Origin of the sequence: Terrisporobacter sp. (assembly GCF_017888745.1) — a bacterium.
GTDB lineage: Bacteria > Bacillota > Clostridia > Peptostreptococcales > Peptostreptococcaceae > Terrisporobacter.
Genome location: NZ_JAGHFM010000252.1, coordinates 1 through 15622, shown reverse-complemented (window position 1 = coordinate 15622; position 15622 = coordinate 1). Strand labels below are relative to the sequence as shown.

Annotated in this window: 15 protein-coding genes; 11 read left to right on the top strand and 4 right to left on the bottom strand. The window is 25.1% G+C overall.

The window, feature by feature from the left end:
• A partial coding sequence (locus J7G74_RS11515; RefSeq protein ID WP_297135462.1) for a M23 family metallopeptidase occupies positions 1–673 on the top strand: 673 nt, incomplete at its 5' end.
• A 458-nt stretch (positions 674–1131) separates the two neighbouring features.
• Entirely contained in the window at positions 1132–1575 is a 444-nt protein-coding gene (locus J7G74_RS11510; protein ID WP_297135459.1) for a hypothetical protein, read from the top strand.
• Between the two features lie 28 nt (positions 1576–1603).
• Here the strand turns inward: J7G74_RS11510 and J7G74_RS11505 are convergent, their stop codons facing one another.
• On the bottom strand, positions 1604–2722 hold the full coding sequence (locus J7G74_RS11505) for an MGDG synthase family glycosyltransferase (RefSeq protein WP_297135456.1): 1119 nt from the start codon (positions 2720–2722) through the stop codon (positions 1604–1606).
• Positions 2723–3057: 335 nt separating this feature from the next.
• On the opposite strand from J7G74_RS11505, the gene J7G74_RS11500 reads away from it, so the two are divergent.
• The 6 genes from J7G74_RS11500 to J7G74_RS11475 all read left to right on the top strand — a co-directional run bounded on the left by J7G74_RS11500 (position 3058) and on the right by J7G74_RS11475 (position 10925).
• Positions 3058–4377, top strand: a complete 1320-nt coding sequence (locus tag J7G74_RS11500) for a hypothetical protein (RefSeq protein ID WP_297135455.1) — start codon at positions 3058–3060, stop codon at positions 4375–4377.
• A 246-nt stretch (positions 4378–4623) separates the two neighbouring features.
• Positions 4624–4953, top strand: coding sequence for a PadR family transcriptional regulator (locus J7G74_RS11495; RefSeq protein ID WP_297135453.1), 330 nt, complete (start codon positions 4624–4626; stop codon positions 4951–4953).
• Entirely contained in the window at positions 4946–5665 is a 720-nt protein-coding gene (locus tag J7G74_RS11490; RefSeq protein WP_297135451.1) for a DUF1700 domain-containing protein, read from the top strand. The genes J7G74_RS11495 and J7G74_RS11490 overlap by 8 nt, the downstream gene beginning before the upstream one ends.
• Positions 5658–6659 carry a hypothetical protein gene (locus J7G74_RS11485; RefSeq protein ID WP_297135449.1) on the top strand — a complete coding sequence of 334 codons (1002 nt, stop codon included), beginning with the start codon at positions 5658–5660 and terminating at the stop codon, positions 6657–6659. The genes J7G74_RS11490 and J7G74_RS11485 overlap by 8 nt, the downstream gene beginning before the upstream one ends.
• A gap of 183 nt (positions 6660–6842) precedes the next feature.
• A complete protein-coding gene (locus tag J7G74_RS11480; protein ID WP_297135446.1) occupies positions 6843–7991 on the top strand; it encodes a hypothetical protein in 1149 nt (382 codons plus the stop codon).
• A 288-nt stretch (positions 7992–8279) separates the two neighbouring features.
• Positions 8280–10925, top strand: coding sequence for a calcium-translocating P-type ATPase, PMCA-type (locus tag J7G74_RS11475; protein ID WP_297135443.1), 2646 nt, complete (start codon positions 8280–8282; stop codon positions 10923–10925).
• Between the two features lie 209 nt (positions 10926–11134).
• On the opposite strand, the gene J7G74_RS11470 is transcribed toward J7G74_RS11475, so the two are convergent.
• Positions 11135–11455: a YlbF family regulator gene (locus J7G74_RS11470; RefSeq protein ID WP_297135441.1), complete on the bottom strand. Its 321-nt coding sequence runs from the start codon at positions 11453–11455 to the stop codon at positions 11135–11137.
• Positions 11456–11566: 111 nt separating this feature from the next.
• Positions 11567–12391, bottom strand: coding sequence for a pyridoxamine kinase (locus J7G74_RS11465; RefSeq protein ID WP_297135439.1), 825 nt, complete (start codon positions 12389–12391; stop codon positions 11567–11569).
• A gap of 218 nt (positions 12392–12609) precedes the next feature.
• Here J7G74_RS11465 and J7G74_RS11460 point away from each other — a divergent pair, with 218 nt between their 5' ends.
• The gene (locus J7G74_RS11460) at positions 12610–13767 is read left to right on the top strand and encodes an amidase domain-containing protein (protein WP_297135437.1); all 1158 of its coding nucleotides are present in this window, start codon (positions 12610–12612) and stop codon (positions 13765–13767) included.
• A 143-nt stretch (positions 13768–13910) separates the two neighbouring features.
• A complete protein-coding gene (locus J7G74_RS11455; protein WP_295598529.1) occupies positions 13911–14111 on the top strand; it encodes a cold-shock protein in 201 nt (66 codons plus the stop codon).
• A gap of 98 nt (positions 14112–14209) precedes the next feature.
• Here the strand turns inward: J7G74_RS11455 and J7G74_RS11450 are convergent, their stop codons facing one another.
• Positions 14210–14974, bottom strand: coding sequence for a hypothetical protein (locus J7G74_RS11450; protein ID WP_297135435.1), 765 nt, complete (start codon positions 14972–14974; stop codon positions 14210–14212).
• Between the two features lie 153 nt (positions 14975–15127).
• On the opposite strand from J7G74_RS11450, the gene J7G74_RS11445 reads away from it, so the two are divergent.
• Positions 15128–15559, top strand: coding sequence for a CBS domain-containing protein (locus tag J7G74_RS11445; RefSeq protein WP_297135432.1), 432 nt, complete (start codon positions 15128–15130; stop codon positions 15557–15559).
• Positions 15560–15622: the final 63 nt, after the last annotated feature.

Genomic DNA, 15622 nt, shown 5'->3' with positions numbered 1-15622 from the left:
AGATGAATTAATATCTAATCAAGAAAAAGAAGAATACTTAAACAATAGAATAAATGAGTTAGAAAATATAATTAAAAATAAAGAATCAAAAAATAATTATTTAGTAAGTTCTGATGCTTTAATAAGACAAGTAAATATAAATACCCTAAAAATAAATCAAGCAAAAGTTATTAAAATATTTCTTGAAAAAGAATTAAACAAGTGTGAAAGATTAGAAGAGGATCTGATTAAAGATGTTAAAATAGACAAAGTAAATACTTTAGAAAATAGCAAAACTACTTATATAAAAGGGCAATGGCCTTTAGAGGATTATACATATATAAGTTCTAAATTTGGTTATAGAATCCATCCTATAAGTAAAACATTAAAATTCCATTCAGGGGTTGATATACCTGCACCTAAAAATACAGATGTATTAGCTAGTGATGATGGAATAGTAATATATGCAAATAATGCTAATGGCTATGGTAATTTAGTAAAAATAGAACATTTTGATGGCAAAATAACTGTTTATGCTCATAATAATAGTATTCTTGTAAAAGAAGGAGATATAGTTAAGAAGGGTCAAGTAATATCAAAAGTAGGTTCAACAGGAAATTCAACAGGTAATCACTTGCATTTTGAAGTAATTGTAAATGATGAATTACAAAATCCTTTAGATTGTGTAGATTAATATTTATTCTAAAAGGCAGATAATGATTATCTGTCTTTTTTGATTACAAGAATATTATATTAATATATTAATTATCAAAAAATTAAAAAAATTCATAATATAAAGAAAAGAGTGGAAAATTATAGTGTAATAAGGAGGAATTAAATGATAATTTATAGAAGGTATAGATAATATATTTATAATGAGTATATTATCTAATTTTATTATACTGAGGGGAGAGGTAATGAATGAAATATAGATTTGTCAAGGACATTCTAGTATATATTTTAATTCCAATTTTAGCCTTTAACATAAATATATTTGCTAATATATGGCATACATTTAGGGGAGTTATATTCATATCCATTCTTTATACTATCTACACAAAAATAAAAGAAGAAAGAATCAATACAACAGGAATATTTATCTTTATAATTTTTATATCATATTTTATTTATAATGGAAGTCAAGATGGGAGGGTGATATATTTTTATAATACATGTATACTTTTGATAGGGGCATTAGTTATACCATCTTTAAAGATTTTTAATAAAGATATTGGAATTATAATTATTAAAGATATACTAAGAGCATTAAATAGAAATAGTTTAATGATAATTAAAATTTCAAAGAAAAAGTCAATAGCAAATGAAATAAAAAAAACATCAGCTATGATAGAAACTGGTTTAATATCAGTTTCATTAATAAGAGTGTTAAATATATTGACATATGAATGTAATTCAAATTCATATTTAAACTTTATTAGCAGGGTAATAGGATTAGGTTTCTTAGGAGGAATAGTATATAAAGTAATAAAATTAGTAAGTGAATCTAAAAAATTGAAAATTCTTACAAATAAGCCAGGTCAAAATTTAAACGATAATAATAAAGGAAAAGTTATAAATTTTAATAATTTTAGATAAAAAAGATAACAATTTTTTGTTATCTTTTTTAGTTATTAATTAATTCAAAAACATAGTCTGCAATTTTTTCTGGGTGTATAGTCTTTTTAAAGTAAGAAATATTTTCTTCCATAAACTCTATCCTAGAATTTAACTCACCTTTTAATAAAGATTTTATTATATCTTTTAAATTTTCATCATTGTCATATAAAATTCCAATACCTTTATCTCTGATAAACTTAGCATTTTCAATTTCTTGTCCAACTTTTGGATTTTTTACTATTATGGGTGTATTTGAACTTATAGCCTCAAATAATGTGGCACCACCTGATTTTGTTAATATTAAGTCATATTCTTTAATTAATTTAGGCATATCATTTACATATCCTTTAACAACTATATTATATAAAGGTTTTTTCACAGTTAAATGCTCGTAAAGTTTTTTATTACTGCCAGTGACTATAGTTACATCTAGAATATTATTATACTCATTTAAGTAATCGTCTAACCAATGCATAAAATTTTCATCGAAATCAAATAAACCTCTACCTCCACCAAGAAGAAGAAGTCTTAGTTTATTACCTCGAACTTTTTTATCGCAAGAAAATTTTTTGCTTATAGGTACTCCTGTTACCCTAAATATACTTGGATCCATTCCCTTTTGAACATATCTGTTTTTTATTTCATATGAAGGAACAAAATACATATCAGTAGTTGGAAACACCCATTCTAAACTATCTACAACATCAGTGATAACAGTTAAAGATGGAATTTTATTGTCAGGATTTTTTGTATTAAAATCATTTACACAAGCTGCAGCGCATGGGAAAGTAGAAATAATTAAATCTGGGTTAATACTTTTTATGTACTCAGCCAATTTTGGAGTATATATTTTATATGATATATCGTATTTTGAATTGAATGATTTTTTTAAATAATAATAGTAATTATAAAGTCCAGGTACATATTTAGTATTATTTTCATACATTTTAACCATTGGTCTATTTATACGAGGAACACTTGCACTTATAAAGTTTTCGATTACTACGATTATATTTTCATTCTTTTCTAAAATATAATCTTTTATTGCATTTGCAGCACTAATATGACCAGCACCAAACTGAGCTGTTAATATTAATATTGTTTTTTTACTTTGTGTTTCACTCAAATAATCACCTCAAAAAGAAAGTTTCGTTTATAGTATTATACCTTTGTATTTAATTATAATCAATGTTAATAGATTAATGATAAATAATATTATTTTTTATTGTAAGGAAATTATATGTTATCTGTTTCGTGTATAACGTATAACTATCAACTTTGTTACTTGAGCAACGGACGAAGTCGTTGGCGACATGAGCGAAGCGAATTTTGAGCAACGGGCAAAGCTGTTGGCGACATGAAGTGGAGCGCCACACAGTGGCTTAAGGTAAGCGAATTTTTTTTATACAAAAATAAAGGAATGTGAGGTGCAGATGGTAAAGATAGAAGAGAGGTGAATTTATGGAAAATATTAAAAAAAATAGTTATTTAGATAGCAATGATATTTTTAAAATAATACAAATGTTTTTATTTTCATCTTTGGGAATCATAATATTTTTTATACCTATAAAAATAAACAATCAATTTGAGACATTAATTTATCATTTTTCATATATGGCTGAAAATAAGTTATCAATAATTATAGATATATCACTCATACTATTTATTACACTATCTACCTTGAAAAAATTTTTTACAAAAGAAAGAACATTTATAAATAATTTATCATTACTTAATAGAGTATTTGCTTTGATAATACTAACATGTATTTTGTTTGGAAGAGAAGAATTATTTTTTATAGATGATATATTTATTGTTGTTATGAAAGATATGATTTTAAATTTAGTTATTTTGCTGCCTATATCATCAATTTTTATGCCTTTAATTTTAGAATATGGACTAATAGAAATTGTTGAAGCTTATACACATAAAATAATGAAAAAAATATTTAAAGTAAGTGGTAAGGTATTTTTGAATTTTTTAGTATATATATTTGTAGATAATGTTTGTGGAGCTTTTATTACCTATAAATTATACAAAGATGGTAAATTAAGAGAAAGAGAAGCTTGTATAACTATACTAAATTTTTCTATTTTATCTTTCACTTTGACTTCAGATTTATGTAATAAAGTTGGGATTAATACTTTTAAATTTGTAGTGATAGAGATTTTACTTCTTATAATTTGCAATATTATTGTTTGTAGGATTTATCCTTTAAATAAGAAAAAACAAAGTTATTTTTATAAATCAGGATACAAAGATATAAATTGCAGAAAAAATAAATTAAATACAGCTATAAAAAAACATTTATCTAAAGGAAAGAAGAAAAGTTTATTATCATATTCCATGTACTATTTAAACGATGCCTTTTATTTTTTAATAGAATTAACTCCTATAGTAGTAGTTATATTTTTTATAAGTAATATAATTTATAATTGTATTCCAATAATTAATTTAATCAATAATTTCACATATATGATTATAAGTATATTTGGATTACCGAATAATGATTTAATGTCTAATATAATAAATTTGTCTTTTTTTAATAACATATTGGGGATAAAACTTTTATCAGAAGATACATATTACATAACAAAATTAATATTAAGTTTAGTCATATCTTTACAATGTATATCATTTTCTTTTTTTATTCCTTTTATAAAAAAGTCTGTAATCCCACTTAAATTAGGAGAGATTATATTAGTATTAATTGAGCGTATAATAGTTATTATGAGTATATGTTTTTTCGGATACAACTTTTATCTAGGGTATATTTTATAAATTTTAAAGCTGCAAGAACTTCTTGTAGCTTATATTTTTGTAAGAAAAAATTAATAAAATATCTATTGTGTTTAACATAGTACTGTGTTACTATATAATAAGTTTAACAAGGTATTGTATATTACACAGTAGATAAAAATATAATTTCATATATTTAATAAAGTACAAGTACGTAGCTTAAGTTAATTTTTATAATATGATAAATTATAATTTAAGTTAAATATAACAATAGAAAGGAGAAGATAGATGAATACTCAGTTTAGAAAAGGTGTCTTAGAAATTTGTGTATTAACGCTCATTTCTAAAAAAGATATGTACGGATATGAAATAGTGCAAAGTATATCTAAAGTAATTAATGTAAATGAAGGCACTATTTATCCTATATTAAGAAGGCTTACAAAAGATGAATACTTTGAATCATATATATTAGAATCAACAGAAGGTCCAGCAAGAAAGTATTATAAGATAACGCCTAGTGGAAAAGACTATTTAGAAAAAATGATAATTGAATGGAATGATTTCGTTAATGCAGTTAGTCTTATATTAAATGATGAAGGAGGTAATTACTTTGAATAGAAAAGAGTTTTTAGAGATATTAAGAGATTATTTAAAAAAATATTTTTCAGAAAATGAGTTAAACGATATAATCAGAGATTACGAAGAGTATTTTGTAGATGGTGAAATAGAAGGAAAGAGTGATTTAGAAACTATAGCAGCACTTGGATCGCCTAAGTCTATAGCAAATGACCTAATAAGTCAAATAAAAGATAAAGATAGTGATGATAAAAAAGATAAAATAGAAAAAACATATATAAATTTAAAAAACAAAACAAAAGAAATGTTTTTTAGAAGTAAAAGCTATATAGAAGAAAAATTAACACCTGATTCACAAAAAAAGGGAAGTTTATCAAATAAGGCTGTAAGTATTATTTTATTTTTATTATCTTTAGCATTAATAATGCCTGCTTTTAGCATTATATTATTTATGGTTGCTGTGGCAGCAGTATTAATTATAAGCTTGATTTTTTTTGTAATAGCTATACCTTTAATGATTAGTGTAACATGGCCATCACCGGAGATATCTTGTTTTTTCATTTTTATATCAATGGCATTTATAGGATTTCAAATTCTTTCATGGCAAATATTTGTATTTGTAGTAAGACTAATGAGAAAAGTTTATAGAAGATACATTAATTGGATAAAAACTAGAAAAATATATGTTGATGCAGATATAAGAAAAGAAGAAATAAACTTAAATAAAAATCAAGGAGGTAAAGAGAATGAATAAAAAGCTATCTATTTTTGCTATTATATTAATAATAGTAGGACTTATAGGATCTGTGTGGTCTGGATTTCTCTCTATGCCTTATTTCATAAATAAATTACAAGATTATGAAGAACAAGTTAATCAGGAAGAAGTCATTTATGAAAAGAATATTAATATAAATAATTTAAGTATTAATACTAAATATGCAAATGTAAACATATTAAAAAGTTCCTCTGATAAAGTAGTAATAAAAAGTAATGGACTTTATAAAAATAGTGGTATAAAAATTAATGAAAAAGATAAAGGTTTAATTATAGAAGAAATTAAAAATTCAAAAAAAGAAGAAATTAAAAATATAGATGATCTTGTCAATAAAGGATTAGAAAATATTTTTTCAAATTATAGCAATACTATACTAATATATGTACCAAATGATATAAATATAAATGTAATAACAGAGAGTGGACATTTAGATGTTGAAGAAGATGTATTTTTAGATAGTTGCATTTTTAAAACATATTCAGGAAGTATATATATACCAAATACTATAAAAGATTTGAAGTTATTGGATTTAACTTCTAAGACTGGTTTATCCCTTCAATTATCACAATTATTTGGCATAGATGAGGTTAATATAAATTCTAATAACATAGATATTTCCACTGACGATTCTAGTTTTTATGATGTAGAAAAATATATACCTAAAAAAGTTACTATAAAAGGAGATAATCTTGAGGATGGAAGCATTGTAATAGAATCAGATACTCCAATAAGTAAAAATCTTATAATAGATTCTTATAAAAGTGAAGTATTTTTAAATTTACCATTAGATAAATATAATTTTAATTTTAATGTAGTAACTTATGAGGGAATAGAATTTAATGACTATTTACTGAATGTTACAAAGTATAGAGATGATTATGAATTAATAAAAGAATTTAAAACTATACTAAATCAAAACTTACAAGATGAATATAAAATAAATATAAATGCATTAAACTTAAATTTTAGATAAGTACTGAAAAAGACAATATAAGTTAAATAAAACTTGTATTGTCTTTTTCATTATAAAATATTTCTATTTTATCTAATTTCTAGATAAAAAGTAACCACATTTAAGGCTTTTCATATAATTATATTAGCAACATAAGTTTTATTGCTTATGAAATAAATAACAACAAAAGGAGTTTGACTTATTATGAAAAAAAAGAAAAAACAATCATGCTCTTGTACTTCTCAAAACCAAGTTTGTAATGTTTGTGAACCTTGCACAAAACCAGTAGAATGTGAACCTATATCATCTTGTAAACCATGTCCTACTAATAAAAAAACTATGGATTGTTATGTAGAATGTCCTTGTGGAGATTACGAAATAACATGTGTAGATAAATGTGTTGAGTTAGCTAAGAAAGCAGAAGAATTATTTAATAAAGCTTGTAAATATGAAGCTGAAGCAACACAAACATTTAATCAAGCTAAGGAATGTGAAAAGAGTGCCAAATTATTATCAAAAAAAGCATGTAGCCTATTACAAAGCGCTAACAATTGTGAAAATCAATCTAAAGCAAATGAATGTAAAGCTAAAGAATTAATGCAACAAGCAGAAGAGTTATCACATAAGGCAAAATGCTTAAGCAAAGAGGCTGAAAATATAGAAAATGAAGCCAAAGCAAACTGTGAAAAAGCTAAATGTTTATATGAAAAAGCAGAGAACTGTAATGAAAAAGCTAAGGCATTATATAATCAAGCATTAAAGTTTGATGAAAAAGCTTTAGAATGTTACAAAACAGCAGGGGACAAGATAAAAGAATATGAAAAAAACTCTAAGAAATGTGAAGAAATGATAAATAAATGTGGAAATAAATTAAAAACTTGTGAAAGTAATTGTGTATTAGAAGATACAACTATGAATGATTGTGAATGCCATCAAAAAACAATGAAAAATACTTGTGGATGTAATGATTCCATGATGAATCATTATAATAAACCGATGATGAGTCCTTGTAATAAGCCAATGATGAACAATTGTAATAAACCTATGATGAATGCTTGTAATAACGTTTCTATGAATACTTGTGATTCTATAGTTGAAAAAACATGTTCTTGTGAAGATGAAATAATATATATTGATGTAGAAAAAAATAATTGTTTTCAAAAGCCATGCTCAACTTATGTAAGTCCTATGTATAATATGGCTCCAATGCAATGTATGGGTAACTTCACTAATAAATATCCATCATTGGATGATAACATGATGTCACCATATCCAGCTCAGGATGATGATATGTGTATGAGTTACTATATGTATATGCAACAAATGATGCAACCAATGCCTTATAATAAATAAGGTTATAAAAATAAAACTAAGTAAGAAGGTAGAATATTTATGTTCTACCTTTTATTTTTATATAAAATTTATAGATTTTGTTCTAAAAGTATCAACATAATAATATACTATGAATATATTAATAAAAATAATTACTCACAAGGGAGTAATTCCGTACAGTGTGCGCGGTAAATCAACATCTTGACTGATTTCAGTCTGGTTTACCTTAATGAATGAGACTTGTGTATAGATCTTTCTATGCATAAGTCTCATTTTTAGTTTGATAGAAATTAAAAAGGAGGTAGTAAAATGAGAGAATACTTACTAACTTATAAACAGGTTTTAGAGAATCTTAAAAGTAGTAAAGAAGGATTAAGTGAAAAAGAGGTAAAAGACAGATTAAGAAAAAATGGTATAAATAAGCTTGAAGAAGGGAAAAAGATATCTTTATTTTCAAGGTTTATTAAAGAGCTAACTAATCCTATGATTATTATTTTAATAGTTGCAGCAATTATTTCAGGTATAACTGCTTACTACGCAAACGAATCTTATACAGATGTATTTATTATTTTTATCGTAGTTATAATAAATGGTGTATTAGGTGTATATCAAGAAAATAAATCAGAAAAAGCTATAGAAGCACTTCAAAATATGACATCTTCTACTTGCAAGGTTATAAGAAATAACAAACAAGTCTCAATTAAAAGTGAAGAAGTGGTAGTTGGTGATATTGTTTTATTAGAGGCAGGTGATGCAATTCCTGCAGATGGACGAATTATTGAAAGTGCAAGTTTAAAGATAGAGGAATCTGCATTGACAGGGGAATCTGTTCCTGTAAGCAAGATAAGTAATATTTTAAGTTTAGGTGAAAATGAAAAAGATATAGCATTAGGTGATAGAAAAAATATGGTTTATATGGGTAGCTCAGTAGTTTATGGACGTGGATGTGTTGTGATAACAGCTACAGGTATGAATACTGAAATGGGTCAAATTGCTCATATACTTTCTAATACAAAAGAAAGTCAAACTCCTTTGCAACATAAGTTAAATCAACTTAGCAAGACTTTAAGTTTTTTAGTAATAGGAATATGCATTTTTATATTTTTATTTACTCTAGCTAAATCATATCCCAATATAGAAGGTAAAATTTTTATTGATACTTTTATGGTGGCTGTAAGTCTTGCAGTTGCAGCAATTCCAGAAGGGTTAGCTACAGTTGTTACTATAGTATTAGCCATTGGAGTGACAAATATGTCAAAGAAAAGTGCAGTTATAAGGAAATTAACTGCAGTTGAAACTCTTGGATGTGCGCAGGTTATTTGTTCTGATAAAACTGGAACCTTAACACAAAATAAGATGACAGTAGTAAGTTATTTTAGTGACAATGAAGAATTATTAGCACAAGCAATGACTTTAGCTAGTGATGCTAAGCTTTGTGATACTTTTGCTGTTGGAGAACCTACAGAATGTGCTTTGGTAAACTATGCGTATAAAATAGGAATAGATAAAAATGATTTAGAAGGATCTTATCCTAGAGTTTCAGAAATTCCTTTTGATTCAAATAGAAAGATGATGACAACAATTCATAAAACTAAATCAGATAAATATTTGCAATATACAAAAGGTGCACCAGACGAAGTATTAAAACGTTGTAATAGAATATTAATAAATAATGAAATAGAGGAGATGACTAATGAAGATAGAGAAAAAATACTAAAAGAAAATAAGCATATGGCAGATAAAGCATTACGTGTACTATGTGCATCTATGAAAGAATATAAAGATATGCCTAAGGAAATAAGTAGCCAATATTTAGAAAAAGACCTTATTTTTATAGGTCTTACTGGAATGATAGATCCAGTAAGAGAAGAAGTTGTAGATGCAATAAAAGAATGTAATAACGCAGGTATTAGACCCATAATGATTACTGGTGATCATAAAGATACAGCAGTGGCTATTGCAATGGAACTTGGAATTATTAATAGCTCTAATGAAGCTATAACTGGATCTGCTCTTAATGAAATGAGTGATGAAGAGTTTGATAAAAATATTGAAAAATATTCAGTATATGCAAGAGTTCAACCAGAACATAAAGTTCGTATAGTTAATGGATGGAAGAAAAAAGGTAAAATTGCTGCTATGACAGGAGATGGTGTAAATGATGCTCCAGCTATAAAAAGTGCTGACATAGGGGTAGGTATGGGAATAACAGGAACTGATGTAACAAAAAATGTATCAGATATGGTTTTAGCTGATGATAACTTTGCTACTATAGTAATTGCAGTAAAAGAAGGTAGAAGGATTTATGATAATATAAGAAAATCAATTCAATTCTTGCTATCTTCAAATTTAAGTGAGGTAGTTGCAATATTCTTTTCAACAATAATGGGATTTGTAATATTAAAACCAGTACACTTATTATGGATTAATTTAATTACAGATTGTTTCCCAGCTCTTGCTCTTGGTACAGAAAAAGCCGAAGCGGATATAATGAAACGTAGCCCTCGTGACAAAAAAGAAGGTATTTTTTCTGGTGGGTTGGCTATAGATATTTTATGGCAAGGTATTATGATAGCTGTAATTACAATAATAGCCTATTATGTAGGGCACTATATGGAAAGCGGAGTTTGGGAATTTGTTAATAGTCCAGATGGAATGACAATGGCATTTTTAACAATGTCTATGGCAGAAATTTTTCATTCTTTTAACCTTCGCTCTAGAAGAAAATCAATATTTTCTATAAAGGGACAAAATAAATTTTTATGGGGAGGAATGGCTATTTCTCTTGCTTTAACAACTGCTGTAATTTATTTACCATTTTTATCAAATGCTTTTGGATTTGAGCATATTTCATATATTGAGTATATAGTATCTTTATTAATATCATTTACTGTTATACCTATTGTTGAAATAGTTAAATTTATACAAAGAAAAATTAAAAATACTAATAAGTAATCATAGAAAGGAACTGTTACTATTACAGTTCCTTTTTTACATAAAAAGAATTTATATTGAGATTGCAACTGTTGAAAACTTTTAAAATTAAGTCGTACTAACAATGAGTTATAAAAATAAGAGTAATGTAATTTAAGTCTTATGTACAAATTATATAAATTAAAAAATCTCCCATATTATTTAATATGAGAGACTTTATTATTAAAATATTATTTTAGGAGTTCACCCTCAATAGAGGAATAAATTTTTTTCATCATACTATTGAATTCATTGGTACTATTCATATAGTTTGTAACTAGAGGGTTACTAAAAAAATTTATATATTCTTTATCTAATTTGGAAACTCTTTTATTTGCTTCATCAATTTTATATTTAGAGTATATTTGATTTTTTTTACTAAGATAAGTATTTAAGTGTTTTTTTAGGTTTTTATTTTTTTCTAATTCATCTTTATATCTATTCATATTTTTGAATTCTTTTGTACCCTTAATGTAATAAGCAAGTTCTTTAGCTTTTTGATTTATATCCATAAAAATATCCTCCTTTAAGCCTATATTATTATTTTATAAACTTAAAAGAGGATATAGAATAAATATTAATAAAATATTTATACGTTTTAATAAAATTATATAAGTACAAGTTTACTTATTTATAGATGTTAAATCATTTAAAAACATTTCAAACATGACACCTTGATTTCTATCAGTTTCATATGTAGAAGTATAAGATACACATTTATATATAAAGTCTGAAGCAGTTTTTACAGCAAAATCTAAATCAAAATTATTTGTTATAAGACCTGATATAATAGAAACAAAAATATCTCCAGTTCCGCTATAAGAACGTTTATCATACTTTAATCCATATAAGAAAGATTTATTTTTAATACTATCATAAGATAAATTATAAATTCTATCATCTTTTATAATTCCTGTAATGATTACTTTATTAGGTCCCAATTTACATAAAGACTTAGCTATATTTATTAATTCATCTTCATTATAATCCTCATGATAATCTTTATTAGTTAAAAGACAAGCTTCAGTTAAGTTTGGAGTAATTAAATGTGAATGCTTTACTAAATCTTTCATTTTTAAACAAGTATTTTTATCAAAAATAGGATATAAAATACCCCCATCACCTAGAACTGGATCAACAATTACTAAAGCATTTTTATTTTGTTCTATGAAATCAATAACAATGTCTATTTGATGAATAGATCCTAAAAATCCACTACAAATAGTATCTATATTTAAGTTTAAGTTTTTCCATGTATTATAATAATTCTCCATTTCATCAGTCAAGTCTAAGAAAGTATATTTACTAAAACCTGTTTGACTTGATAATATAGCCGTTGGAAAAGGACAGCATTGCACTTTAAGAGCCGATAATATAGGAAGGGCTACAGTTAGAGAGCACTTACCAATTCCAGACAAATCATTGATAGCAGCTACTTTTTTTATCATAATAAACCTCCATTTTATTTATAAAAAATTTACTACTATTTTATATTACTATAAAAAAAATAAAATTGTATTTATTTTATATAAAAAAATAAAATCAAAAAATGTACTATGACAATTTTATTTATAAATATAGATATAATGATAAAATTATTTATAAGTAATTGGATATACTAAAGTTATATTAAAATTGATGTACTTTCTATTGGGAGGTGTAATGCTTGAAGATATACAAAAATAAGTATACTAAGCAAGTTTTATTTACTTTGGTGTTAACGTTGATTTTTACATTTGTTTGTGCAAATAAATCTTATGGTAAAAATGAAGATGATCAAATTATGATGGAGGAAGTTTATAAATATAAAGATGAAAATCCTAAAGAAATAAGTGAGCAATATACATTACTTCTTGAGAATCTTTTTGATTATAGAAATAAGGCTATTTTAGAAAAAAATGAACAAATATTAAAAAAGCTTTATGATACAGATATAAATTTCGGACTTTGGGCATATGAACATGAAGTCATGAAAATGAAGTATTTAGAAAACTGGTCTAGTAAACAAGGTGTAAAATTTAATGATATAAAGACGAAAGTTAAACTTAAAAAGATAAGAGAAAGAGAAAAGAACTTATACGGAATCATTTGTGATGTTTCAACAGAATATAAATATTCTTATGAAAATGAACCTGAAAAAGAAAATATGTTTAGAATTGGTACATATCATTACCTTCATGTAAAAATAAAAGATGATAACTATATTATAACAAAGGAATGGTATACAGATCCATTTGCTGATTCTTTAAATTTAGAGAATATTAAGTCAGAGGATATAAAAAATTATATAACAGGTCACCAACCAATATATCCAGAATTAACAAAAGAGCAATTAAAAGCAATAGATTATGCTCATAGATATTGTGGTGCAGCTTCAGATGAAGAATATGGATTGAAGTTTAATCCTAAATACAGAGACTTTAACTGTGATGGTGGAGATTGTGCAAACTTTGCATCTCAAATTATGTATGAAAGTGGAAGATTTAAGAAAAATGAAATTTGGAATTATGAAAATGGAAGTGCTACTAAGGCTTGGGTAAATGCTCAAGGATTTAAAAATTATATAGTAAATAGTGGTAGAGGAAGTTATATAGCTAAAGGTAGTTATGAAGAAGTATATAAAGAAGCATATAATTTAAGACCTGGAGATTTTGTAGGATATGAGAAAAAAGGTAGGATAACACATGTATCAACTGTTACAGGACATGATTCAAAAGGTTATCCTTTAGTAACTTGTCATAATACAGATAGACTTCTTGTTCCTTGGGATTTAGGCTGGAGCGATAAAGCAATAAGGTTCCATTTTATAAAGGTAAATTATTAAAAATAAATTTTTAAAAGAAATAAGCATAAATATGGTATATAAATAAATAAATTTGACAAAGCTATGTATATATGTTAAAGTTAGGTTAAAGTTGCATAATAAGGCAGCTAAATTAAAGTGTGTTTTTAGGAGGATTTAATTAAATGAAAACTGGTGTAGTAAAATGGTTTAACAATGAAAAAGGATTTGGATTTATATCTGTAGAAGGTGAAGGAGATGTTTTCGTACATTTCTCAGCTATACAAGGTGAAGGATACAAATCATTAGAAGAAGGACAAAATGTAGAATTTGACGTAGTTGAAGGTGCAAAAGGTCCTCAAGCTGCTAACGTAGTAAGATTATAATTAAAATTCATATATATTAGTATTAATTAGTAAAGAAATATTAGTAATATCTAGTCATATGTGAAAGAAAAGCCACTTTAGTGTGGCTTTTTTTTAATTTATTTATTTTTTACAAGTCCAATACCTTCAACTAATTCAAAACCATCTTTATTAACTAATGTATTTAATAATTCTTCATTGTTATACTTAAAGAACTTTTCTAAACATTCTTCTAAATCATCTTCTAATTTATCAAACTCATCATAGAAATCTAAATCAACTACATTCTTCATCATATCATCTCTTAATAAGTCCATATCAATGTATGATATAGCATAAGAAAAATCTAATTTACCATCAAGAATACTTTTTTTAAAAGAGTTAGATAATTTGCTTATATCTTTAAAAGGTATAGTTATATTTTTATTATTTTTAAAATCTTTTACTTTTATAAGAATATCACTACATATTTTATTCATATTATCATTAATGTATTTTATAAAATCTTCTTGGCTAAACATGCTATAAAGGTCTGTAATTAGTAGTTCATGAGTATTTTCTTCCCATAATTTTTTAGCGAAATTAGTAAATGTATAGTTTTTTAACGTATTTCCGTTTTCATCATAAAGTAAAGGATAAGTTATATTATGGACAATAGAAATAGTTTTTCTAAAGTTATATCCTTCAAATCCTTCTGAAATTAAATTTATTATAAAATCATGCATATCGCTACCTAAGTATATTTCTTCATTAATTAGTAAAGATTTTATATGGTCTATATTATTTTCATTAAGCTTATCTATGTCTTTTTTTAATAATATATTATATATTTTATAATCATAAATTTTATCTAAAATATTTCTTAGTTCTAATTGATAATTCATATTTTGCCTCCTAAGTAAATGTACATATATTATATACCCTTTAATATGAATTTCAAAATAAAAATTTAAATTATTAAGTAAATATGATAAAATTACTATAGAGAATAAATTCTCTTTAAAAATTAGCTAGTTAATTTTGGAGGTGTAGTATTAATGAATATATTATTTTTCTTAACACCAAAGAGTGAAGTGGCTTTTATTTATGAAGACTATACATTGAGACAAACTCTAGAAAAGATGGAGTATCATAAATATTCATCTATTCCTATACTAACTCGTGAGGGAAAATATGTAGGAACTATAACAGAGGGCGATTTACTATGGACTTTAAAAGATAATTTTCAAGAAAAAACTCTAGATTTTAAAACAATGGAAGATATGCCAATTAAGAAAATTAAAAGAAGAAAAGATAATGATCCTGTTTCAATAGAGGCAAATATAGAGGACTTGATATCTAAAGCTAGAAACCAAAACTTCGTACCAGTAATAGATGATCATAAAACTTTTATTGGTATAATTAAAAGAAAAGAAATAATAGAATATTGCTACGATAAAATACATAAAAGGGTAGATATAAAAGGGTAAATTATTAATAAAAAATAGATGTGTTCTATTTAGAACCCATCTATTTTTACATTTTAGGGGATT